The organism is Ruthenibacterium intestinale (assembly GCF_040096265.1).
GTDB lineage: Bacteria > Bacillota > Clostridia > Oscillospirales > Ruminococcaceae > Ruthenibacterium > Ruthenibacterium komagatae.
The window spans coordinates 1-23804 of record NZ_JBBMFA010000085.1 but is presented as its reverse complement, the minus strand read 5'-3'; the positions used below and the strand labels follow the sequence as shown (position 1 = coordinate 23804).

At 61.5% G+C, this 23804-nt stretch carries 22 protein-coding genes; 9 read left to right on the top strand and 13 right to left on the bottom strand.

The window, feature by feature from the left end:
- Positions 1–26: 26 nt before the first annotated feature.
- Positions 27–845 carry a VanW family protein gene (locus WMO24_RS07745; protein ID WP_349215809.1) on the top strand — a complete coding sequence of 273 codons (819 nt, stop codon included), beginning with the start codon at positions 27–29 and terminating at the stop codon, positions 843–845.
- 12 nt (positions 846–857) lie between these two features.
- Here WMO24_RS07745 and WMO24_RS07740 read toward each other — a convergent pair whose 3' ends face one another.
- From WMO24_RS07740 to WMO24_RS07725, 4 genes are read right to left on the bottom strand one after another with little or no spacing between them, the layout of a single operon-like run.
- Positions 858–1208, bottom strand: a complete 351-nt coding sequence (locus WMO24_RS07740; protein WP_349215807.1) for a nitrous oxide-stimulated promoter family protein — start codon at positions 1206–1208, stop codon at positions 858–860.
- Positions 1205–1597 (bottom strand): YbaN family protein, encoded by a 393-nt coding sequence (locus tag WMO24_RS07735; RefSeq protein ID WP_349215806.1) that lies wholly within the window; start codon positions 1595–1597, stop codon positions 1205–1207. Before WMO24_RS07735 ends, WMO24_RS07740 begins: the two co-directional genes overlap by 4 nt.
- Complete coding sequence (locus WMO24_RS07730; RefSeq protein ID WP_349215805.1) at positions 1597–3252, bottom strand: amino acid ABC transporter ATP-binding/permease protein; 1656 nt, start codon at positions 3250–3252, stop codon at positions 1597–1599. The genes WMO24_RS07735 and WMO24_RS07730 overlap by 1 nt, the downstream gene beginning before the upstream one ends.
- Positions 3249–4982 carry an ABC transporter ATP-binding protein/permease gene (locus tag WMO24_RS07725; protein WP_349215853.1) on the bottom strand — a complete coding sequence of 578 codons (1734 nt, stop codon included), beginning with the start codon at positions 4980–4982 and terminating at the stop codon, positions 3249–3251. Before WMO24_RS07725 ends, WMO24_RS07730 begins: the two co-directional genes overlap by 4 nt.
- Before the next feature lie 219 nt (positions 4983–5201).
- Here WMO24_RS07725 and WMO24_RS07720 point away from each other — a divergent pair, with 219 nt between their 5' ends.
- The gene (locus WMO24_RS07720) at positions 5202–6566 is read left to right on the top strand and encodes an MATE family efflux transporter (RefSeq protein ID WP_349215804.1); all 1365 of its coding nucleotides are present in this window, start codon (positions 5202–5204) and stop codon (positions 6564–6566) included.
- 68 nt (positions 6567–6634) lie between these two features.
- Here WMO24_RS07720 and larC read toward each other — a convergent pair whose 3' ends face one another.
- From larC to WMO24_RS07675, 9 genes are all read right to left on the bottom strand, one after another.
- Positions 6635–7936: a nickel pincer cofactor biosynthesis protein LarC gene (gene larC / locus WMO24_RS07715; protein ID WP_349215802.1), complete on the bottom strand. Its 1302-nt coding sequence runs from the start codon at positions 7934–7936 to the stop codon at positions 6635–6637.
- Positions 7933–8691: a nickel pincer cofactor biosynthesis protein LarB gene (larB, locus tag WMO24_RS07710; RefSeq protein WP_349215800.1), complete on the bottom strand. Its 759-nt coding sequence runs from the start codon at positions 8689–8691 to the stop codon at positions 7933–7935. The genes larC and larB overlap by 4 nt, the downstream gene beginning before the upstream one ends.
- A 5-nt stretch (positions 8692–8696) precedes the next feature.
- Positions 8697–9458, bottom strand: a complete 762-nt coding sequence (gene larE, locus WMO24_RS07705) for an ATP-dependent sacrificial sulfur transferase LarE (RefSeq protein WP_349215799.1) — start codon at positions 9456–9458, stop codon at positions 8697–8699.
- A 150-nt stretch (positions 9459–9608) separates the two neighbouring features.
- Complete coding sequence (locus tag WMO24_RS07700) at positions 9609–10973, bottom strand: sensor histidine kinase (protein WP_349215797.1); 1365 nt, start codon at positions 10971–10973, stop codon at positions 9609–9611.
- Positions 10955–11623 (bottom strand): response regulator transcription factor, encoded by a 669-nt coding sequence (locus WMO24_RS07695; protein WP_349215796.1) that lies wholly within the window; start codon positions 11621–11623, stop codon positions 10955–10957. Before WMO24_RS07695 ends, WMO24_RS07700 begins: the two co-directional genes overlap by 19 nt.
- A 15-nt stretch (positions 11624–11638) precedes the next feature.
- Positions 11639–12496, bottom strand: a complete 858-nt coding sequence (locus WMO24_RS07690; protein ID WP_349215795.1) for a TraX family protein — start codon at positions 12494–12496, stop codon at positions 11639–11641.
- A gap of 111 nt (positions 12497–12607) precedes the next feature.
- Positions 12608–13978 carry a zinc ribbon domain-containing protein gene (locus tag WMO24_RS07685; protein WP_349215794.1) on the bottom strand — a complete coding sequence of 457 codons (1371 nt, stop codon included), beginning with the start codon at positions 13976–13978 and terminating at the stop codon, positions 12608–12610.
- 26 nt (positions 13979–14004) lie between these two features.
- Complete coding sequence (locus tag WMO24_RS07680) at positions 14005–15438, bottom strand: hypothetical protein (protein WP_349215792.1); 1434 nt, start codon at positions 15436–15438, stop codon at positions 14005–14007.
- Positions 15425–16330 carry a pseudouridine-5'-phosphate glycosidase gene (locus WMO24_RS07675; protein ID WP_349215791.1) on the bottom strand — a complete coding sequence of 302 codons (906 nt, stop codon included), beginning with the start codon at positions 16328–16330 and terminating at the stop codon, positions 15425–15427. Before WMO24_RS07675 ends, WMO24_RS07680 begins: the two co-directional genes overlap by 14 nt.
- A 158-nt stretch (positions 16331–16488) precedes the next feature.
- On the opposite strand from WMO24_RS07675, the gene WMO24_RS07670 reads away from it, so the two are divergent.
- The 7 genes from WMO24_RS07670 to WMO24_RS07640 all read left to right on the top strand — a co-directional run bounded on the left by WMO24_RS07670 (position 16489) and on the right by WMO24_RS07640 (position 23766).
- A complete protein-coding gene (locus WMO24_RS07670) occupies positions 16489–17214 on the top strand; it encodes a peptidoglycan DD-metalloendopeptidase family protein (protein WP_349215790.1) in 726 nt (241 codons plus the stop codon).
- A 155-nt stretch (positions 17215–17369) separates the two neighbouring features.
- Entirely contained in the window at positions 17370–17936 is a 567-nt protein-coding gene (gene rfbC / locus WMO24_RS07665) for a dTDP-4-dehydrorhamnose 3,5-epimerase (RefSeq protein ID WP_349215851.1), read from the top strand.
- Between the two features lie 11 nt (positions 17937–17947).
- Complete coding sequence (locus WMO24_RS07660; protein WP_349215850.1) at positions 17948–18748, top strand: ABC transporter permease; 801 nt, start codon at positions 17948–17950, stop codon at positions 18746–18748.
- A gap of 16 nt (positions 18749–18764) precedes the next feature.
- Entirely contained in the window at positions 18765–19508 is a 744-nt protein-coding gene (locus WMO24_RS07655; protein ID WP_349215789.1) for an ABC transporter ATP-binding protein, read from the top strand.
- Positions 19505–21364 (top strand): glycosyltransferase family 2 protein, encoded by a 1860-nt coding sequence (locus tag WMO24_RS07650; protein ID WP_349215788.1) that lies wholly within the window; start codon positions 19505–19507, stop codon positions 21362–21364. The genes WMO24_RS07655 and WMO24_RS07650 overlap by 4 nt, the downstream gene beginning before the upstream one ends.
- Positions 21365–21415: 51 nt before the next feature.
- Complete coding sequence (locus tag WMO24_RS07645) at positions 21416–23206, top strand: glycosyltransferase family 2 protein (RefSeq protein WP_349215787.1); 1791 nt, start codon at positions 21416–21418, stop codon at positions 23204–23206.
- The gene (locus tag WMO24_RS07640) at positions 23203–23766 is read left to right on the top strand and encodes a 5-formyltetrahydrofolate cyclo-ligase (protein ID WP_349215786.1); all 564 of its coding nucleotides are present in this window, start codon (positions 23203–23205) and stop codon (positions 23764–23766) included. Before WMO24_RS07645 ends, WMO24_RS07640 begins: the two co-directional genes overlap by 4 nt.
- Positions 23767–23804: the final 38 nt, after the last annotated feature.

Here is a 23804-nt window from a genome sequence, read left to right as displayed (position 1 = left end):
GGCGGCGGAATGGAGGGGAGAGCGTCATGAATCAGGACCTGCGTCCCAGGCAGCGCAGCCAGCTGCGGCGTGCTGCCGGAACGGCGTTTTACACGGCAAAACGGTATGTGCAGTGGTATACCGGCGGCTATCGCTTCGCCCGGGAGCAAAGTGCCGACGAACTGCCCTGGCGGGCGGCTTCGCACCACACGCCTTTGCTGCGGAAGCTGAAGGATGTGGACATGCAGTATCAGTACAACAAAATCATCAATCTGCGGCTGGCATGCGCGCGGCTGGACGGGCTGCTTCTGAAGCCGGGCCAGACCTTCAGCTATTGGAAGTGCATCGGCAACCCCGCCCGGCGCAAGGGCTATGTGGACGGCATGGTGCTTTATTGCGGCACCTTTGGCCCCGGCGTGGGCGGAGGACTGTGCCAGCTTTCCAATTTGATTTATTGGATGACGCTGCACACGCCCCTGACTGTGACCGAGCGGTATCGGCATTCCTACGATGTATTTCCGGACGCGAACCGCACGCAGCCCTTTGGCTCCGGCGCCACCTGTGTGTATCCGTACCGGGACCTGATGGTGCGCAACGACACGCCGGACACCTGGCAGCTGCGGGTGAAGGTGGGAGACCGGGATCTGGAAGGGGAATGGCGCTGCACGGCCGCTCCGCGGGTGGAATACGAGATCGTGGAACGGGAGCACCGGTTTGCACGGGAGTATTGGGGCGGCTTTTCCCGGCACAATCAGCTTTGGCGCCAATGCCGGGATTTGACCACCGGCCAGCAATGGGAAGAATACATCACCGAAAACCACGCGCTGACCATGTACGCGCCGTTTTTGGACAGAGCAAAGCAATAAAAGAGGGAGGCGTCAGCCTCCCTCTTTTTTCATCCTCTGTTTTTCGCGCCGGCTCTCGATCACGTGGCGCAGGGCCATCACCGGATGATGCAGCAGCATCCGCGGACCGGAAAACCGCATCACCCGGCGGATCTGTTCGCGCATTTCCCGGTTGTAGCAGTGCACCCGGCAGTTGGAACAAAACGTTTTGTTCTCCATGAACGGGCACCGGTCGCTGCGTTGACGGGCATAGGCGTCCAATGCGGCGCAGGCAGGGCACAATCCGTCCGGGTGCCGGTGGTTTTTACGGCAGTACAGGGCGATCATCTCCCGCACCACCTGTTTTTCCCGGTCCCGTTTGCGCTGAAGCTGGTCCTGGTTCATGGGGCGTGCTCCGCGCCAGGCGCCAGTGTGGGAATGCGCCGGAACAGCACATAGACGTGCCCCAGCCAGACCAGCGCCGCCACAGCGCGGCCCACGGGCACTGCGTCCATCATCCAGAATCCGAATCCCAGCAGCAGCGTGACCGTGATCATAGCCGTCAGCTTATTGCGCAGAGACATGCCGCCCTTTTCCCGGAAAGGCACCACAAAGTTCTGGTAAAGGCGGGTGGTCATGAACCAGTCGTGCAGCCGCTGCGAACCTTTGGAAAAGCAGAACACAGTGGCCAGATAAAAGGGAACCGTGGGCAGCAGCGGCAGCACCACGCCCAGGGTGCCAAGGCCCAGGCAGACCCAGCCCAAAGCAAGATACAGCAGTTTTTTGGTTTTCATCAGCTCATCCTTCCTTTTTCCACAGAATAGACCCGGTCGGCAATGCGCATGGTGGAGGCCCGGTGTGAAACCAGGACAACGGTTTTTCCCGCGCGCTCCGCGTGCAGAGACCGCAAAATCACGGCTTCGTTCAGGCTGTCCAGATTGCTGGTGGGTTCGTCCAAAAGCAAAAGCGGCGCGCCGTGCAGAAAGGCGCGGGCCAGACCGATGCGCTGTTTCTCCCCGCCGGACAGCGTGTCGCCCAGCTCGCCCACGGGGGTGTCATACCCCTGCGGCAGCGACAGGATGAACTGGTGGAGCGACGCCTTTTTGCACGCTTGGACCACCTCATCATGGGTGGCGTCCAGCTTGGCCAGACGGATGTTGTTCTCGATGCTGTCGTGGAACAGATGGGTATCCTGTTCCACAAAACTCTCCATGGCCCGCAGATCGGCGGTGTTCACCTCCTGTACCGGCCGCCCGGACACCCGCACCTGTCCGCTGTCCGCGTCCCAGAAGCGCATCAGCAGTTTCAGAAGGGTGGATTTTCCCGCGCCGCTGCGGCCGGTGATGCCGATCACCTGATTTTCCGGAACCGTCAGGGACAAATCGGACAGGATCGTCTGCCCGCCGTAGGAGAACGTGACCCGGTCCGCCTGTGCGCCTGAGAACACGCAGGCCGGGCGGGCCTGTACCTCCTGTACACGGGGCTGCTCTTCCAGCAGGTCCAGCACCCGGTTTCCCGCTGCGAGCGTGCTTTGCAGAGAAGCACCCAGGTTGGCCAGCGCAATCACCGGCCCGAAGGAACTCATCATGGCCACCACCGGAATCACCAGCCCGGCGGCGGTCACTGCCTGCGCCCGGTACAGCCCGGCAGCTGCAGCCAGCATGGCCAGATCAAACAGCAGAATCACCGCACCGGTGACCGCGCTGGTGCGGGCAGTGCAGTCGCTCTGACGCAGCTGGGCATCGCTCAGCGCATCGGTGTGCCGGGTCAGCCCGGCGCTTCGCGCTTCGCCCGCACCGTACTGCAGAATTTCCGTCAGGCCCCGCAGACTGTCCAGTACGTAGGCGGAAAGGGCTCCCGCGCGCGTCCGAAGCGCCATGCCGGTGCCTTGGCTCATCCGGGCGGCCGCCAGCGGCAGCACACCGCCCACCACCAGATAACCCGCCAGTGCCAGCGCGCCCAGAAGGGGGTGGAACCAGCCGATAAATGCCGTCATCAGGCCGCTGACCAGCAGAGCGATGAGCACCGGGGAAACCGTGTGCGCGTAAAATACTTCCAGAAGCTCGATGTCCGAGGTGATCAGGGAAATCAGTTCGCCCCGGTCCCGGCCCTCCAGTTTGGCCGGGCACAGCCGGCGCAGGGCGCGGAACACTTTGTCCCGAATCAGCGCCAGCAGCTTGAAGGCGATGAAGTGATTGCAGGCCTGCTCGCCGTAACGCAGCACACCGCGCGCCAGTGCGCACAGCCCCAGCGCCGCGAACAGAGCGCCGAAGCGCAGGGAACCCACGCTTCCCGCCGCGCCCAGTACGCCCGCACTGCCCAGTATCGGAATGAAAATGGCACACAGAAAACCGGCCACACCCAGCCCCACTGCCAGTACCATGTAGCCCGTCAGGGGGCGCACCAGCTGCACCAGCCGCCACATAATTTGAAAATTGCTTCGCTTCATCCTGCGTCCTCCTGTTCCAGGCCCTGCTCCAGTGCCTGCTGACGGTTCCACAGACGGCTGTAAAGTCCATCCGCCGCGGTCAGCCTGGCATGGGTGCCGTTTTCGATCACGGTGCCGTTCTGCAGAACATAAATCCGGTCCGCACCTGCCACGTTGGCCAGCCGGTGGGAGATGAAAAGAACGGTCCGCGTGCGCGCCAGCCGGTGCACGATCTCCAGAATGGCGTCTTCGCTTTCCACGTCGATGTTGCTGGTGGCTTCGTCAAAAATGTATACGGGCGTGTCGTGCAGCAGCGCACGGGCCAGGGCCAGCCGCTGGCGCTGACCGCCTGACAAATTGGCGCCCCGCTCGGTCAGTTCCATGTCCAGTCCGCCGCCGGCCCGCACAAAGCCCGCCAGCCGGGTCTGCTCCAGCGCGTCCCACAGGGCATCGTCGTCGGCGTCCGGACGCCCCATTTGCAGATTGTCCCGGACGGTCCCCTTGAACAGGTAGCTGTTGTGGCCGATGTACGTCACGCAGGTCGCCAGATTCTCTCCGCTCACATGGGCCAGTTCCGTGCCGCCGATGGTCACACGCCCGGTGTAGCCCCGGCTGCGCCCGGTCAGCAGCGATGCAATGGTAGACTTTCCGCATCCGGAAGGGCCCACCAGCGCGGTCAGCCGGCCTGCCGGACAGCGCAGGGTGACCCCGTGCAGGATCTCCCGCTCTGAATCATAAGAAAAACGCACGTTTTCCAAGTGAATCTCTCCGCCGTCCGCCGGCACACGGTCCGGGCGGGGCGGCGGCTCGGGCAGGTCCAAAAGGCGAAAAATCTTTTCGCTGGCCGCCATTCCGTTCATGGCGATGTGGAAAAAAGAACCCAGCTGGCGCATGGGCAGAAAAAAGTCGGCGCTGAGCAGCACAATGGCCAGCCCGCCGGCCAGCCCCACGCGGCCCGCCTGCATCTGGGTCACTGCCATGACGATGCCCAGGGCCGCCCCGCCGTAGGCGACCAGATCCATGATGGTGATGGAGTTCAGCTGCATGGTCAGCACCTTCATGGTGATCCGGCGGAAGCGCTCGGCCTCCTGGTTCATCACCTGGTTCTGGTGTTCATCCGCTGCATAAATTTTCAGCGTGGTCAGTCCCTGCAGATTTTCCAGAAAGGTGTCTCCCAGCGCGGTGTATTCGCCCCAGTACCGGCGCAGCAGCTTTTTGGCAAAGGTCTGCACCGCCGCAATGGCCACGGGAATCAGCGGCACGCATAGCAGCAGGACCACTGCTGCGGTCAGGCTGATCTGACTGACCACGACGAACAGCGTCAGCGGTGCCAACAGGCTGTAAAAAAACTGAGGAAGGTAAGCGCCGAAATAGGTTTCCAGCTGATCCACACCCTCCACGGTCACCTGCACCACTTCGCTGCTGGGCGTTTGCTGATCGTAGGACGCACCCAGGCGCAGCAGTTTTTCAAAAATGCGGCGGCGCAGCACCTGCTTGACCGTCTGGCTGGCCCGGTAACTCATGCGGCCGGCCCCGACGGTGCAGCCCAAACGGGCCGCCAGCGCCGTCAGACCCGCCAAAACCAGTGGCCACACCGGTGCGGCGCTGTGCTGCACAAGCCGCTGCAAAAACACGCTCACCGCAAGGCTCAGGGCAATGTTGGCAAGCAGTGCCGTCCATTGCAATGCCACATTGGCCGCAATGTATTTTTTGGATTCGCTGACCGTGCCGATCAGCCGTTTGTTGATCATCATGGAAAAACTCCTTTTTAGACGTTAGCTGCGGCTAACTTACAGGCCAAAGAGAAACGGGCTTGTGCCCGTTTCTTCGTTAGTTATTGCTAACCAAAAACAGAATACCGGATTCTCTGCCGAAAGTCAAGAGGAAGAATGCAAAAAAGGTGGTTGAAGCTGTGCGCAGATGTGATACACTGTGAGTGAGGAAAATCGATTTTTGCAGGGGGTACACGTGTGCGGAATGTAAATCTGCTGGAGGGACCCATCCTTCCGGCGTTGACGCGTCTGGCGCTGCCCATCATGGGCACTTCACTGATCCAGATGGCGTATAATCTGACGGATATGTTGTGGATCGGCCGCGTCTCGGCCGAGGCGGTGGCCGCGGTGGGCGCGGCCGGTATGTATCTGTGGGTGGCAAACGGGCTGGTGTCCATCCCGCGCATCGGCGGGCAGGTGAAAGCGGCGCACGCTCTGGGGGCGCAGAACATCCCGGAGGCGGCAGGGCTGGCCCGGGCGGCCTTTCACATGTGCGCACTGCTGGTGGCGCTGTGCACGGCGGCATACATCGCGTTCAACGGGCCGCTGATCGCCTTTTTCAAACTGAACGGCGCCCAGACCATAGCAGACGCCCGCACCTATCTGGTCATTGTGGCGGTGGGGCTGGTGTTTGCCTTTTTCTCTCAAATTTTTACCGGGCTGTTCACGGCGCTGGGCAACAGTGTGGCCATGTTCAAAGCCACAGTGGTAGGGCTGGTGTTCAACATCGTGCTGGACCCGGTGCTGATTTTTGGAGTGGGCCCTTTCCCGCGCATGGAAGTGGCGGGCGCGGCCCTGGCAACGGTGCTGGCCCAGGCGGTGGTGCTGGTGATGTTTGTGCTGATGGCCGCAAGAGACCAGCGCCTGTTCCCTCACCTGAAGCTGTTTTCCAAAAGCCGCCGGTCGGACTGGGCGGACATTGCGCGCATCGGGCTTCCGGTAGCGGTGCAGAACCTGTTCTTTTCCAGCCTTTCCATGATCATTGCCCGACTGGTGGCAGGCTGGGGCGACGCGGCTGTGGCGGTGCAGAAGGTGGGAAGCCAGGTCGAATCCATCACCTGGATGACCGCGGACGGCTTTTCCACTGCGCTGAACGCCTTTGTGGCACAGAATTACGGCGCGGGCAAGTATGACCGCATCAAGCAGGGATACCGGCGGGCGGTGGGGATCATCGGCGGCTGGGGCTTGTTTACCACTGCGGTGCTGATGGCGTTCCCCGCGTTTCTGTTCGGGCTGTTCATCCCCGATCCCCAGCTGGCGCCCATGGGGGTCAGCTATCTGCGCATTCTGGGCGTGTCTCAGATGTTCATGTGCATCGAGGGCGTTTCGGCGGCGGCATTTCAGGGCATCGGGCGGCCCATCCCCTCGTCGGTGTGCGGCATTCTGGGCAATGCGGCCCGCATTCCCATGGCTATGGCGCTCTCCGCTACGGCGCTGGCGTTGGACGGAATCTGGTGGAGCATCAGCATTTCCAGCATCGCCAAAGGGGTGGTGGTCACGGCGCTTCTGTTCTGGGTGCTGCACCGGGACCGCCGTTTTTCCGCCGTGCGAAAAAACCTGTGAAAAACAAATGTTGTCATACAGAAAAAACCCGGTGTGCCACTGGCACACCGGGTTTTGTATTTTTCAAATTATTCTTTATCACGCAAAGCGCGCTCTGCCACGGCGCGGACCTGTTCCAGTGTGAGGCCGGTCTCCCGGGCGATGCGGGCCAGATCCTCGTACTCCGGCTTCCGGCGTTCCACGCCGCATCCGTGAGATTTCTTGCAGCGGATGGAGCCGTGTTCGGTGTTCAGGCAGACCTCTTCCCGGTCCAGACAGGTGCGTTCGCAAATGCGTTTGCGAACACCCAGGGTGGTGGTGTGGCGCAGCATCAGCCGGGCAAACCGGTCGGCGTCCGCCTCGTCGCAGATGCAGGTCAGCAAAAAGCCGGGACGGCCCTTTTTCATGAAGACCGGCGTGGTGAACGCATCCCGGGCGCCTTCCGCCAGCAGCATTTCCACTGCATACGCCAGGTCTTCGCCGGTCATGTCATCCAAATTGCACTGCAGTTCCGCCACGGTGTGGGCTTTTTGCGCGCTCTCGCCCAAAAAGGCGCGCACGCAGCTGGGGCGGGAAAAGACCCGGGTGCCCAGCCCGTACCCGATGCCGTCCACGGTCATGGCCGGCATGGCGCAGAAGCGCCGGGCAAAATGGCAGACCAGCGCTGCGCCGGTGGGGGTGCACAGTTCGCCGTCCACATCCGCCGAATAGATGGGGGCGCCCCGCAGCAGCCAGGCGGTGGCAGGCGCGGGCACCGGCAGGATGCCGTGGGCGCAGCGCACCTGGCCGCGGCCCACATGGATGGGGGATGCGGCCACGTCTTCGGCACCCAGCATCTCCATCAGCAGGCATACGCCCACCACGTCGGCAATGGCGTCCAGCGTGCCCACTTCGTGGAAGTGGATATCCGTCACGGTGGTGCCGTGCACATGGGCCTCGGCTTCGGCAATGCTCTGATAAACGCACAGGGCATCAGCACGCACCTGCTCGCTCACAGGCAGCTGCTCCAAAATGGCGCGCACATCCTGCGGGGTGCGGTGCACATGCGGATGGTGATGGGAATGCGCGTGGGCGTGCGCCTCTCCGTGATGATGGTGTTCCTGTGCGTGTTCTGCATGATGGTGGTGCTCGTGTTCGTCGGCGCAGGCGTGGGAATGCCCGTCCGGATGGGGCTCATCCTCTTCCGCACCGCCCACGGTGACTTTCATATGCGTGCCGGCAATGCCGCCGCTGTTGGCCGCCAAAGGCGCGATCTCCACGCCGGGCAGACCCAAGGCGCGCATGCGTGCCAGAAACTCCTGCTTCTGGCTGTCGGTACAAAGTTCATACAGGGCAGCCATCAGCATGTCGCCGGCCACGCCCATGGAACATTCCAGATACAGCGTTTTCATGCAAGTCCCTCCATTTGATTGATGCGGCTGGCCAGGAAGCCGGCGCCGAATCCGTTGTCAATGTTGACCACGCTGACGCCGCTGGCGCAGGAATTCAGCATGGATAAAAGCGCGGAAAGCCCCCCGAAGTTGGCGCCGTATCCCACACTGGTGGGCACGGCGATCACCGGGCAGGAGACAAGGCCGCCCACCACGCTGGCCAGCGCGCCTTCCATGCCGGCCACGGCGATGACCACCCGGGCACTGGCCAGCACATCCACGTTGGCCAGAAGCCGGTGCAGACCGGCCACACCCACGTCGTACAGGCGGGTCACCCGGTTGCCCAGAGCCTCGGCTGTGCGGGCCGCCTCTTCGCACACGGGCATGTCACTGGTGCCGCCGCTGGCCACCACAATGTGGCCCCGTGCGGGCCGGTTCGGGTCCGGGTTCACGATGCCCAGCCCGGAGAGTTCGTCCCAGTCCAAAGGCGCCAGTGTGCGCACCTGCTCCGCCGCCTGGGCGGACAGATGCGTCACCAGAATATCCGTTCCGCCCCGGCGCAGCATTTCGCTGACGATCCCGCAAATCTGCTGCGGGGTCTTGCTTTTTCCGTAAATCACTTCCGCCGAGCCCTGGCGGCGCTGACGCTGCGTATCCAGTTTGGCATATCCCAAATCCACAAAAGGCTGTACCCGCAGCTGAGCCTCGGCCTGCTCGGGGGTCACTTCTCCGCTGGCCACCGCCGCCAGCAAAGCGCGTACATCGCGTTGTTCCATGCTCTTCACCTCGTTTTAAAATCAAGACACGCCCACGGAAAGGCAGCCAGCGCCGTGCCCAGCTGCCGGCGCATACCGGCTGCGCGGTCCCATTGGGACGCAGGCACCTGCAGCTTTGCGCCGCCGTCCGGTGTGATGCGCACCCGAAAATCCGTAAATCCCAGCGCCCGCACGGCGTCTTCCGCCTGCTCCACGGCGCGCAGGTCTTCCGCGCGAAGGACGGTTCCCGTCGGAATGCGGGTGGCAAGACAGGCATAAGCGGGCTTGTCCCAGGTGAACAGGCCCGCATCCTTGGAATACTGCCGCAGGGCCTGCTTGGTGATCCCGCACAGGCGAAGGGGCGAGACCACACCCAGCTCGCGCAGTGCCCGCATGCCCGGGCGGTCATCCGCGTCGTCCGAAGCGTTGGTGCCGTCCATCACCAGGTCAAAACCATCCGCGGCGGCTGCGGCGCAGATGCGGGTGAACAGTGCGTTTTTGCAGTGGTAGCAGCGGTCAGCCGGATTTTGGCGCACGGCTTCCACATCCAGGATGTCCGCGTGCAGGACCTGCAGTTCTGCGCCCAGCTGCCGGGCCAGGCGTTCCGCGTCCTGCGCTTCAAAGGCGGGCTGAAAGGCGGTCTGCACATAGTAGGCGCGCACCCGGCAGCCGCAGGCCTGGGCAGCGTAAAGCAGATAGGCGCTGTCCACGCCGCCGGAAAAAGCCAGTGCGGCCCGGGGATGCCCGGCGAAAAATTCCCGCAGCCGGGAGGGAACCGTCTGTTCCATAAAAATTCTCCTTAAAAAAGAAGAGACTTATTCCCGGGATGCAGGAATAAGCCCTTCATGAACTTCTTTGTTAAAAACGCCTTCATGACGTCTCTGAAGCACAGTATACCAGAAACCCCGGGGAAAGAAAAGCCCTTTTCCCCAAAAGATTTACAGCCGGACCGTTAAAACGGCACATGCGCCGTCCGCGTTGAAAAGTTCCAGCCCGCCCCCGTGCTCCAGCGCCACCGCCCGGGCAAACCAGAGCCCCATGCCGGTGTGTCCGCCCTGGGGGCGGCTTGCATCGCCTGTATAAAGCGACCGGCCGGCCCGCTGCAGCGCGGCGGGGGAGAACCCGGGCCCGTCATCTTCCACACAAAAGCGGATTTGCCCCTCTCCCATCTCCACGCGCAGTTTCACACAGGTTTGGGCAAAGCGGGCGGCATTGTCCAGCAGATTGGCCACTGCCCGGCACAAATCTTCTTCCCGGGCCTCAAACACCGTGTCCGGCCCCGGGCGGCAGACAAAGCGCAGCTTTCGGGCGGCACACAGTCCGCGGCCCGTCTGGGCGCACCGGTTCGTAAAAGCAGTCAGACAGACCGGCGTCCGGGGTGATGGCTCTCCGTCGGCACGGGCCAGCGCCTGCATCCGGTCCACGTATTCCAGGGCGCTTTGGGCGCTGCGCAGCACCGCTTCCACGCTGCGGCGCTGGTCAGCGGTCAGTGTGTCCTCCGCCAGCAGCTCGCCGTTTCCGGTGATGACCGTCAGGGGTGTTTTCAAATCGTGTGCCAGGCAGGCCATGTCTTCTCTGCGGCGCTGCTCCAGAACCCACTGGGCGCGCAGAGATTCGGCCAGCTGGCCCTGCATCCGGTCCATGGTGTCCAGCGCGCGGCGGAATTCCCGTACTTTGGCGGTGTTGGCGGGCAGCTCCGATGCATCGCCCGCCGCCAGTTTTGCGCCCGCGTCGGTCAAAAGCGCTGCGTCCCGGGCCACGATGCGGGCGGAGCGGCGGGTATACAAAGCCACTGCGCCCAGACACACCGCTGCCAGAGAGAGCAGATGCATGGTTTGAAAATCCGGCAGGGTGTTCTGAAGCTCCGGTGTACACCAGTGGACCGCGTAATCGTACTGAAAAAGACACACGGTCCCGTCGGCCAGGCGGACGGCGTTGTAATACTGCGTGTACCACCGCACCCGGTTGGTCAGACCTTCGCTCTCTCCGGCCAGATATTCCTGCAGGGCCCGCAGATAGCCGCCCTGGGCGTTGGTGAAAAGTACATCGTTTCCCTGAATCAGCGCGTACCGGCAGGGCGGCGGCACCAAATCGGGAGAAAAGGTGTCCGCCGTGTACTCCGTCACCCGGGACACCGCCTGGGAAAAGCTTTGGGCGCCCGCATTGGCGGGGAACAGAACCCCCATGTTGATCAGCAGTGCCAGGCCGAACAGCCACAGCAGCGCCAGAACAGCGCAGGTGCCGCCGCTGAATATCAGATAGCGCACAAGCACGCCCTTTAAGGTCAGTCCTCGCTTTTCCATTTGTAGCCGATCCCCCAGACGGTCTCGATGGGGGCAAGCCCCACGGCGCGCAGCTTGGCGCGAATGTTTTTGATGTGTTCGGTCACGGCGGCTTCGGTGCCATCGGCGTCAAAGCCGAACACCGCCTCATAGATCTGTTCTTTGGAAAAGGTCTGCCCCGGGTGCAAGGCCAGCTGTTCACAGATGGCGTATTCGCCCCGGGTCAGCTTCAGCGGGGTGCCTTCCCGGAACACCGCTTTCTGCGCCAGGTCAAAATCCAGCCCTCCCCGGCGCATCCGGGCGCGCGGCGCGCGCTGCTGGCGGCGCAGGTGTGCGTTCACCCGGGCACGCAGTTCGGCAAGGTGAAAGGGTTTGGAAAGATAGTCGTCTCCGCCCAGCCCCAGCCCCCGGATCACATCCGCCTCGCCGGTGCGGGCGGTGAGAAACAGAATCGGGCAGTCCGCCAGCTCCCGAATGCGGCGGCAAACGGCAAAGCCGTCTTCGCCGGGCATCATCACATCCAAAAGAATGCAGTCCGCCCAGGTGCAGTGGCGGGGCGTGACGTCCTCGCCCCGCGTCAGCAGGCAGACCTGATGACCGTCCCGTTCCAGCGCGCTTTTCAGCAGCTCACATAAATCGCGGTCATCGTCCACAGCCAGAATGTGCGCCACGTCCCGTTCCTCCTCTCAGCGCAGCCAGACCAGCACGGCCCAGCTCAGCGCGTACAGCAAATAGATGTGCGCCGGATAAAACACGTAGAACAACCCCTTGTGTCCGGCGCCGCGCCGCCCATTATAGCACAGCATCAAAAGTCCCGCAAACGCGCCGAACCATTCGTAATACTGGGTGAACATCTGCGCCAAAGAAAATCCGGGTTGTCCCAGCAGATCGCGCAGGGGCAGCGCAAAGAAAAACAAAAGGTCCAGGGCGGCAAAGCCGGCCACCTGAACCGCCCGGCGGGTGCGCCACAGATAGAGCCAGATGCCCATGAGGACATAGGGCAGAGAAACGTCCGGGCTCATGTTGAGAATGGGCAGAACCGTATAACAGGCAAGGCCGATCACCGTGCCCGCCCCGGGCACGGCGTTGCTGAGAAGCCCCGCCGCCACCGGCCACACAAAGGGAAATATGACCGCTGCAGCGCCAAGTACAATGCGTTTCTGGCGCAGCCAGTCGACGCCCTGCCAAATCACCATGAGAAGAACAAATTCGCTCAGAGCGGCGTTGGCGGGGTAAAAACCGTCGGGCCGGACCAGAAATCCGCCGTACATCATAAAGAACAGCAGGCCACCCATGACGGCGGCAATGAGCCAAATGCGCAGAAAGTACGTTTTGCGGCTGTGGGTGTGGGCAAAGCCCTCGGCCAGGCAGAACACAAACAGCGGTGCGGCCAGACGCCCGGCCATGCTGAACCAGTCGGGAATCTGCCCGGTGAAGGAAAAGAAGTAGTGAATGTGGTCCAGCACCATAGCGGCCAGAGCCAGCGTTTTCAGCCCCGTGCCCGTGAGGGACAGGGGCGCTGTGCGTATGCGTTGGTTTTCCATAAGACTCATGCTCCTTTTTGCTTGATGAGCCCAGCATACGCCCCGATTCTAAGGATTTTATAAGGAAAAAATCCGGCGCGCGGAAAAATCCGCGCGCCGGATCGTGTTGATTCAGCCGTCCAAAGCCGCCGTGGAGTTGGCAGCGTAGTTTTCGTCGGTGCAACCGACCAGCCGGTTCAGTTTCCACTGGCCGTCCAGGAAGATGAACTCGCAGCTCTTCTTCTCGGCGGCGGACAGGGTTTCGTGCGTCTCCTTACCGGTATAATTGTAGGAGAAAGTGGCGTTGCAGCGGAAGCCCGGCGCCTCGCCGATCAGCAGGGTGGAAACCGAGGATTCTTCGCTCACCGCGTCGGTAAATTCATAGATGTTGGCGGTTTTGTCTGCCGCGGAGATGCCGGCGGACTGCTCGGCAAACAGCGTTTCGGATACAAGCGCCTGGAATTTGGAAGCATCCTGCTGGTTCACCGCATCCAGATAGGCCGAGTAATAGGTGCGCAGCAGCGCGTCCACGCCGGCTTTGTCCGGCACACCGCCGGTGGTGGTCACTTCGCCGAAGGTCAGCGCGGTGACGCTCTGGTCGGTGAACTGCACAACGCCGGTGGTCACGGCCCCATGGGGAGCAGTGTAAGTGAAGCGGATGGTGCTGCCCACCGCAATTTGCGGAATGGTGACGGTGCCGCCCACGGGTTTGGCAGCGATGGCCTGGTCGTTGACCAGAATGGTGGCCTCATCGCTGGTGCAGCCGGACACGGTGATGTCGGACAGCGGCAGTGCGCCGTTGAAAACCGTGGGCTCGCTGGTCTGGAACAGATCCAGTTCCGTGGCGGTGCCGGTCACGGTCTGGCCGGTGGAAGAAGCGGCAGTCACAAGGCAGGTGTACCGGCCGGGGAACAGGTTTTTATACAGCACGCCGCCGGAAACGACCTCGCCTGTGCAGGCGGTGTCGTTCAGGGTCAGAAGAGGGTTGGCTGCGCTGGTGGACAGCATCAGCTGCACGCTCTGCACTGCCAGACGGTATTCGGAATAACCCAGAAATACCCGGTCTTCTTCCACGCTCAAAGCGGGGTAGGCGGAACCCGTCAAAGTGGGATCGCTGATCTGTGCCTCCAGCTGCTGCGTCAGCGCGGCCCGGGCTTCTTCGGTGGAAAAGGCCCGGCATAGCGCCGCCAGATTTTCTTCAGACACAGCGATGTCTTTTCCGGCCACAAGCCCGGTCAGCGCTTTGGTGTCGCCGGCAGCCAGCGCCTGCGTCAACTGATCGGTAAACTGCACCGGGTCGTATTTGCGGGAAAACACCACAGAAAGGCTGACCAGCACGATCAGCACCACTGCCAGTACCGCTGCCACCAGCGCCATCCGCCGGATGGTGCGCACGCCGGCACGGCCGGCTTTGGCGTCACTGCGCTCCATGGCCGCACAGGCCGGGCACAGCATGGAAGAGTCGTCTTCCAGCGGTTTGCCACAGTTTTTGCATCGATTCATAAAAGCACACCTGCCTTATTGAAGTCTCAAAGAAAGCATTTCGCCCATTGGAAGGCCACCGGCGCCACCAGCAGCGCGGCAAATACACACGCGCCGGTCCACAGCCCGGCCCGGGCGCTGGGGGCAAAGTGTCCGCCGTGCGTCAGCCGGTCCCCGAACGTGCCCCCGGCACAGGGGTACAGAAAGATCGCTGCCGCCGCAATAGGCGCGGCAAACAGCACCGGCGCAAGCTGATTCACATAGGGCAGAAGCCCGAAGTAGAAGGTCAGATTCTGATGGGGAATGCCCGAGGCGTTCAGCCCCAGCGCCAGATGCACAAGGCCGTAGTCCATCATGCCCACCTCAAGCTGGCCGGGGAAGGTCTGGTAGCACAGCAAAAGCGCGCCCGCACAGCAGATGGCATTCATGGCATACCAGGGGGTGCGGTTTTGAGCGGTGGACACACTGAGAATGGCGAAGGGCACCAGCAGCACCAGCCATTGCGGGTGCCACAGCACGCAGGAGAACAGCAGGCCGAACACGGCCATGCACAGATACACGGCCATGCGCCGCAGCCGGGCTGTGTCCGGCGCGCGCCAGAAAAAGCTGAACACCAGCACCAGCGCGTACCCCAAAAAGAACAGGGGAACATCCCCGTGGGCGCCGGGCACTGTGTCAGTGAACAGACGCTCGATCATCAGCTCGTTGAAAAAGCCCATGTCGCCGTCCCGCCCGGCGTACAGCAGGCCGGTGGGCACGGTCAGCCACAGGCTCAGCACGCCGTAGCCCAGCAGGCGGGAAATCCGCTTTTCCCGCAACAGCAGCAGCGGCAAAAACACCAGCAGCGCAAAAAATTTGCACGCCATGGCCACGCCGATCAGAACCGTGAAGGCGGGCAGGCGGCCGTCAAAATACAGGCACAGCGCCCACAGCAGGAAAAACAGGCAAAGGCTGTCGTACTGCCCCATGCAGAACACGCCCACCAGCGTCAGCGGCGACAGAAGAAAGGCCAGCGACGCGTATCCGGCGCGCCCTGCGGGCACTTCCAGGCGAAGCGCCAGGCGCCGCACCATCCACGCGCATCCCAGCGCCGTCAGGCAGGCCAGCAGCTTGGCCCAGTACAGCAAAAACGTGTTGGCTGCCCCGGCCGCGGCGTTCAGGGAAAACAAATGGTAGATGCCGTATACAGGCAGAAGCCATACGCCGAAGGCCAGATACAAAAACACGTTGTAGTGCGCGCCGTTCACATAGTAAAAATCGTTCTGATGGGCCAGTACATTGTCGTAAAACTCCAGCATACGGCCGGAGAACACGTGGTCCAGAAACAGCCAGGAATGATTGGCTGTTTCTACAATATCGGGATGATTGAAAAAAAGATAGCAAAAAACCACGACGGCTCCGCCAAGCAGGATTTCCCAGCGGGCGGGCGCGTCCGCTTTCCAGAACAGGGAAAGACGTTTTCGAATGTCAAAGCTGTGCATATTTCACCGCGATTTCCGCCCCGGCCCGCGCACTGGCGAGCACCGCCTTTTCATAGGCGCCGCGTGCGGCCTCGGAGCTTTGAAGAATCTTTTGCAGCAGAAAGGGTGTGCGCGCGCCGCCGCGGACACCCAGGCGGTCGGCCTCGTCCATGGCCCGGCGCTGGGCCTGCTCATACGCTTGCGGCTCCAGTCGCGCCGCACCGTCCGGCCGGGCGCAGTACAGAAGACCGCCGGACAGCCCCACATCCCATTTGATGCGTGCGGTCCGCGCCAGCTGCAGGGCGCTTTGCGGCGGGTTTTCCAGCGCCGGTCCGTCCTGGGTGAGAAAACCCGGAAACCGGTCCGTGCCGCAGCCCAGCACCGTCACACCCATGGTCTCCAGATATTCCAGCGTCAAAAGCGGGCTGCAACCGCATTTCACGCCGGCGCACACCACCGCCACGGGGGTCTTGCACACTTCCTGCAAATCGGCGCTCACGTCCATGCGGTCGCTTTGGGCGGCCACGCCGCCGATGGCCCCCGCGCTGAACACCCGGATGCCGGCCAGACAGGCCGCGATGATGCTGGCCGCCGCTGTGGCCGCGCCGCTGCCGCCGTTTGCCAGCAGAACCGGCAGGTCCCGCCGGGACGCCTTGCCCGTCTCGCCGGAGCACACGCGCCGCCATTCGCTTTCCGAAAGCCCCACGGTCAAAGCGCCGCCCAGCACCGCCACCGGGGCGGGTACCGCACCCTGCGCACGCACTTCGATTTCCGTTCGGCGTGCCAAGGCCAGCCCTTCTTCTGCGGGAAGGCAGCGGGCGAAATCCGTGGTGGGCAGCGCCAGCACCGGCTGCCCCGTGCTCAGGGCGTGCTCCACCTGGGGCGAGATGTGAAGATAAGGGCGCAGGTCCATACTAACCTCCCCCGGCTCTGGCCGGACAAAATTCAGACAATATCAGCTTCAGTATACTTTCTTTGACCTCAAAAGGCAAGCGGTGTGAATATTCCCGGCGGCGGTGGCCAGACTAGTAGTATCAAATGCGCCGGGCGCGCCCGGCAGGGAGGAAAGATATGAGCAGAAATACAAAAAGCCAGCGCTTCTGGCAGGGCAAGGGCTTTTACCTGGCGCTCGCGCTTGTGGTTGCGGGCGCGGCACTGACCAGCTTCCTTGCCATCAACGGCATGGTGGAGCAGCTGGGATCCAACAGTACGTCACAGCACATCGACGGGGAGGAAGACATATGGATGGCAGATCAAGGCGCAGAGGTGGACCAAAAGCAGGAGAACGTACCCATCGAATCCTCCTCGTCATCACAGCCGCAGAGTGCGTCTTCCTCGCAGCCGGAGCCTTCCGCTTCATCCGCGGCGCCAAGCGCGTCCACGACGCAGCCGGCTGTGCAAGAGCCTTCGTTTACGCAGCCTCTGGATGGCAAGCGCTTGCAGGGCTTCAGCGGTGACGAGCTGGTCTACAACGAAACCATGCAGGACTGGCGCACACACAACGGTCTGGACATCCGCGGCAGCATGAACATGGGGGTGCAGGCCCCTGCCAACGGCACCGTCACCGCGGTTTATGAAGATCCTCAGTGGGGCGGTGTTGTGGAGATAGAATGTCAGGACGTCATGGTGCGCCTGTGCGGACTGGACCGCATCAAATGCAAGGCGGGCGACACGGTGGAGATGGGCAAGACCATCGCACTGCTGGGCGATATTCCGGCCGAGAGCGGCATGGAGTCCCATCTGCATGTGGAGTTCACAAAAGACGGAAAACTGGTGGACCCCGAAAATTATTTCTAAAACGATTCCTCAGAGCCTCCTTTCCCAAAGGAGGCTCTTTTTGCCGGAAATTTTCACAGATGCAAACCGCACGGGCCGGCCGGTTCTCCTTGAAAAAAGAGGGCCGTCATGCTATTATGATACAGTATCTAAATTGGAAGGAAGGACGGTCCCATATGGGCAAATTTCATTTCGTTCCCACGGAAATAGAGGGCGTTTTTATCATCGAGCCCAGCGTGTTCGGCGACGCGCGCGGTTATTTTATGGAAACGTATCAGCAGGAAGAGTTCGCAGCGGCAGGAATTCCCGGCCCCTTTGTGCAGGACAACCAGTCCAAGAGCACCAAGGGCGTGCTGCGCGGTCTGCATTTTCAGAAAGAGCACACCCAGGGCAAACTGGTGCGTGTGGTGTCGGGCGAGGTGTTCGACGTAGCGGTGGACTGCCGCCCCAAATCCAAGACGTTCGGAAAATGGGTGGGCGTGGTCCTGTCCGCGGAAAACAAAAAACAGTTTTATATTCCGCAGGGCTTTGCCCACGGGTTCCTGGTCCTTTCGGACGAGGCGGAATTCACCTATAAGTGCACGGATTATTATGACCCCACCAGTGAGGGCGGCATCCGCTGGGATGACCCGGACATCGGCATTCAGTGGCCCGCAGTGGACTGCGAGGTGAAGCTGTCCGCCAAGGACGGTCTGCACAAGGGCTTTCGCGAGCAGACCTTCGACTATTTTGAAAGGTGGTAACCCGATTGTCCATGTTAAAAGCTTACTGCAAAGACTTTTGGCGCTATCGCTTTCTCTTGCAGAACCTCATCGGCCGGGACTTCAAGCTCAAATACCGCCGCAGCGTGCTGGGCGTTTTGTGGAGCGTTCTGAATCCGCTTTTGATGAACGTGGTCATGGTGGCGGTTTTCTCCAGTATTCTGGATATGCGCGGAGCCGGCATCGAAAACTTTTCCGTCTATCTGATCATCGGTCAGCTGTTGTTCAGCTTTTTCAGCGAAGCCACGTCTTCCTGCATGTCCAGCATGCTGGCAGCGGCGCCGCTGATTAAAAAAGTGTACATTCCCAAATACATCTTCCCGCTGGAAAAGGCGGGCTTCGCGCTGGTGAACTGCCTGTTCAGCTTCATCGCGCTGATCATCGTCATGATCTTTACGGGTGCGCCGCTGCATCCCACGGCGATCCTGGCGGTCTATCCGTTGCTGACGCTGTTTGTGTTCAGCCTGGGCATCGGCCTGATTTTGGCGGCGGCCACGGTGTTTTTCCGTGACATCATGCATCTGTGGGGCGTGTTCATCACGGCGCTGATGTATTTTTCCGCCATCTTTTACGACCCGTTCACCATGGGCGGGTCCGGCGGCGCCATCCTGCAACGCTTCATTGGTTACAACCCCATGTACTGGTATATCACGGCCTTCCGCGCCGCCGTGCTGGACGGCGAGCTGCTCAGCTGGAACATGATCTGGGTGTGCGGCCTGTGCGCCATTCTGGCGCTGGCGGCGGGCCTGTTTGTGTTCCGCAAAGAGCAGGACAAGTTTGTTCTGCATATTTAAAGGAGGCGTTTTGTTAATGAATATGATCGAAGTGAAAAACGTCTCCATGCGCTTCAACATGGCCAAGGAAAAGCACGAGAGCCTGAAGGAGTATTTCCTGGCCGCCGTGCAGGGCAGGCTGCAGTTTGAGGAGTTTTACGCCCTGCGGGACGTGTCTTTTAACGTGGAAAAAGGCGATTTTTACGGCCTGATCGGGTTGAACGGATCGGGCAAATCCACTCTTTTGAAAATCATTTCCGGCGTGTTCAAACCCTCTTCCGGCTCCACAGTGGTGCACGGGACCATCGCTCCGCTGATCGAGCTGGGCGCCGGTTTTGACATGGACCTGACCGCCCGCGAGAACATTTACCTCAACGGCACCGTGCTGGGCATGACGCCCAAATACATCGACTCCAAGTTCGACGAGATCGTGGAGTTCAGCGAGCTGCAGGATTTTCTGGATGTGCCTTTGAAAAACTATTCCTCCGGTATGGTCAGCCGCATTGCGTTTGCCATCGCCACGGTGACAAAACCCGACGTGCTGATCGCGGACGAGATTTTGTCGGTGGGCGACTTTCTGTTCCAGGAAAAATGCGAAAAGCGCATGCGCGAATTGATGAGCGGCGGAACCACGGTCATTCTGGTCAGCCATTCCATCGAGCAGATCGAGCGCATGTGCAACAAGGTGACCTGGCTGGAGAAGGGACGTGTCCGCATGACCGGCGACATGCGCACGGTGTGCGACGCCTACAAGGCTCTGGATCAGGGAGGTGCCACATGAGCGGTCCCGTAAAGGACCCCGCCGAGCGCGACTCGGTGGGCAAGGCGCTGCGCCGCACGGCCAATCCGTCGCATTTTTCCAGCCTGGTGCGGCGCGGAAAACAGTGCTACCGTGAGCGCGGGGCCGAGGCGCTGGGCAGGGAGATCTCCTACCGGGTGGATCTGATGACCAAAGGGGAGAGCTGGCGTTTTCGCGCGGATATTCCCCTGAAGCGGGAACTGCGGGAACAGCAGAAGGCGATTTTTCCGCAAATGCCGCGCATCAGCGTGGTGGTGCCGCTGTACAATACGCCCGAACGCTTTTTCCGGGAGATGGTGGACAGCGTGCGCGCACAGAGCTACCAGAACTGGGAACTGGTGCTGGTGGACGCATCGGATGCGCCCAAGACCCGCCTGGGAAAATTGGTGGCAAAGTATAAGGACGGCCGCATCAATTATTGCCGTTTGGCCAAAAACGAGGGCATTTCCGGCAACACCAACGTAGGCCTGGCTGAGGCCAACGGCGAGTACATCGCGCTGCTGGACCACGACGACGTGCTCAGCCCCAACGCGCTGTATGAGGTGGTGCGTGTCATCAACGAGACGGGCGCCGATTTTGTCTATTCGGATGAGATCGTGCTGGACGCGTCCATGAAAAAGCTGGGCGAGTATCACTTTAAACCGGACTATTCCCCCGATACGCTGCGGGGCTGCAACTACATCACCCATTTGTCCGTGTTCAGCCGTGCGCTGCTGGAGAAAGCCGGCGGCGGAGAGCGGTCCGAGTTCGACGGCGCGCAGGATTACGATTTGATTCTGCGCCTGACGGAGCAGGCCGCCCGGGTGGAGCACATCCCCAAAGTGCTGTATTACTGGCGGGGCCATGCAGGCTCCACCTCCAGCGATATGTCCGCCAAACCCTATGCGGTGGCCGCCGGCGCCGGCGCTGTGCAGGCACAGCTGGACCGTTTGGGCATGGCGGGCCGCGTCACGCCCATTGAAGGCTGCCCCGGTGCTTATCGCACCGAGTATGCGGTCAATGCGTCGGCGCGGGTGTCGGTGCTGATCCCCAACAAGGATCATGTGGAAGATTTGAAGCGCTGTCTGGCGGCGCTGTACAAAAACGCGGGCTGGCAGGACCTGGAGGTCATTGTCATCGAAAACAATTCCACCGATCCGGCCACCATGGAGTTCTACAAAGGGGCCGCGCGGCTTCCGGGCCTTCGCTTTTTGCAGTACAACGGCCCGTTCAACTTCTCGGCGATCAACAATGCAGGCGCGCAGTTTGCCACCGGCGACTATCTGCTGCTGCTGAACAACGACGTGGAGATGGAAACGCCGGGCTTTGTGCGGGAGATGCTCAGCTATGCCCAGCGGCCGGATGTGGGCGCGGTGGGCGCCAAGCTGTTCTATCCCGACGGCACCATCCAGCATGCGGGCGTGTTCATCGGTCTGGGGGGCAGTGCGGGCCACAACCACAAGGGCCATCCCCGGGATTCTGCGGGCGACATGTACCGGCTGGCCACCACGCAGAACTTCTGCGCGGTCACCGGCGCGTGTCTGATGGTGAAAAAAAGCCTGTATCAGGCCGTGGGAGGCCTGGATGAGGCAAACTTTGCCGTGGCCTACAACGACGTGGACTTCTGCCTGAAGCTGCGGGCCAAGGGGTATCTGAATGTGATGACGCCCTTTGCGGCTGCCGTTCACCACGAGTCCAAGAGCCGCGGGGACGACACCCATTGCGGCGGAGAGCGCCAGGCCCGCTACGAGGCGGAAAAGGCGCGCTTTGTGCAGAAATACGCGGCGCTGATGGAGCGGGGCGATCCTTACTACAATCCTCACTTCACACTGCTTTATGAAAATTACGGTTACAAATGATCAAAACGGGCAGAGCCATTCTGCCCGTTTTGCCGAACGGAGGGCGGTTTTATGAATTTGCGCCTGAAACGGCTGCGGGAACTGGCAGCCTTTTTCTTTCAGTCGGTGCGCCAGGAGGGGCTCAGCTCCACGCTGCACCGGGCGGCAGGCTTTTTCAAGCGCCGCATGAAAAGTAAAAAAGGGCGGTTCCTGCCACCGCCCGAGGTGCTGGAGGCACAGCGCGCAGCCGAGACGTCGGACTGGCCGGTCATCAGCATTCTGGTGCCGGTGTACAACACACCCATGCACTTTTTAAAACAGATGGTGGAGAGCGTGCAGGCGCAGACCTGCAAGAACTGGGAACTGTGCGTGGCCGATGCGTCGGACCCGGAGCATGCGGCCGTGGGCGAGTATTTGAAAGCCCAGCCGGGTGTGAAGTATGTGCGGGTGGAAAACAAGGGCATTTCGGCCAACACCAATGCCGCGGCGGCTCTGGCGCAGGGCGAGTATCTCGGCCTGCTGGATCACGATGACGTGCTGGCGCCCCATGCGGTGTACTGGATGGCGAAAACCGCTCATGAGACGGGGGCGGACTTTCTGTACAGTGACGAGGCACTGTTTGAAACCGACGTACAGCGCCCGCTGACCGGCCATTTTAAACCCGATTTTGCACCGGACTATCTCAATTGCTGCAACTATATCTGCCATTTTTCGGTTTTCCGCAAGTCGCTGTTTCAGGAAGTGGGCGGGCTGGACCCGGCCTGTGACGGAAGCCAGGACCACGACCTGTTTTTGAAGCTGTCCGAAAAGACCGTGCCCGTGCACATTCCCAAAGTGCTGTATTACTGGCGGGTGCACGCGGCCTCCACTTCGGCGGGCACGGCGGCAAAGCCCTATGTGGCGCAGGCGGCCAAACGGGCCATTGCGGCGCATCTCAAACGCATCGGCGCGCGGGGCACCGTCACCGACGGGCTGTTCCCCAGCACGTATAAGGTGGAGTACGACATTCCCGGCAGTCCGCTGGTGTCCATTCTCATTCCCAACAAGGACCATGTGGAGGATTTGGACAAGGCGCTGCGCTCGATTTATGAAAAGACCGATTACACGCATTTTGAAGTGCTGGTCATCGAGAACAATTCCACGGACGAGGCCACGTTCGAGTATTACAAAACCATCCGGCGCAAATACCGCGGCTGCCGTGTGGTGGGATACACGGGACCTTTCAATTTTTCGGCCATCAACAACTTCGGGCGCAAAGTGGCCCGGGGCGAGTATCTGCTTCTGCTGAACAACGACGTGGAGGTCATCGACGGCTGCTGGCTGCGGGAGATGCTCAGCCTGGCGGTGCAGCCCGGCGTGGGCATTGTGGGCGCCAAGCTCTATTACCCGGACAATACGGTGCAGCACGGCGGCGTGATTGTGGGACTGGGCGGTTATGCGGGCCACAGCCACAAATACGCCCGGCGGGACAGCTCGGGCTACATGTTCCGTCTGTCCACGGTGCAGGACCTCTCTGCGGTCACAGCAGCCTGCCTGTTGTGCAAGGCTTCGGTGTACGACGAAGTGAACGGCCTGGACGAGGCGTTTACCGTGGCATACAACGACGTGGATTTCTGCCTGCGCGTGCGGGACAAAGGTTACCGCATTCTGTATACTCCCTATGCGCAGCTGTATCATCATGAATCCAAAAGCCGCGGCCTGGACACCAAGGGCCCGGCCAAGGAGCGCTTTGACAAAGAGAAGGAGCGCATGGCGCAGCGCTACGGCGCAAGCCTGACCAAAGACCCATATTACAATCCCAATCTGACATTGGACCGGGAAGATTTTTCCGAGAGCGACGTGCTCCCGCAGGAGACCGCGTGAGCGCCGCGCAGCAGAAGACGGCTTTGCGCCGCCGCATGAAGGCGCTGGCCGCCTCGCTGGACCCGGCGTACAATGCGGCTGCCTCCCGGCGCATCTGCCGCGCCTTGATACAGCAGCCGGCCTATCAACGGGCCGGGACGGTGTTCTGCTTTGTGGGAACGGCCCGGGAGATCGATACGCGGCCTTTTCTGGAGCAGGTCCTGCGGGACGGAAAACGCCTGTGCGTGCCTTTGTGCACCGGTAAAGGCGTGATGGAGGCCCGACAGATCGATTCGCTGGACGTGCTGCGTCCCGGCGCTCTGGACATTTTGGAACCGCCTGCTTCTTCGCTGCGGGTGGCGCCGGAGCAGATCGATTTTTGTGTTGTCCCTTGTCTGTGCGCGACGGCCGACGGAGCGCGGCTGGGTTACGGCGGCGGATATTACGACCGCTTTTTGCCGGGGCTCGGCGCCCATGCGCAGCAGGTGCTGGTGTGCCGCTCCCGCATGCTTGTGCCGGAGATGCCGCAGGAAGGGCACGACGTGTGCTTTTCCTGTGTGATCACGGAAGCATCCGATTGAAAAAAGGCGGGGGGGGGGGGGGGGGGGGGGGGGGGGGG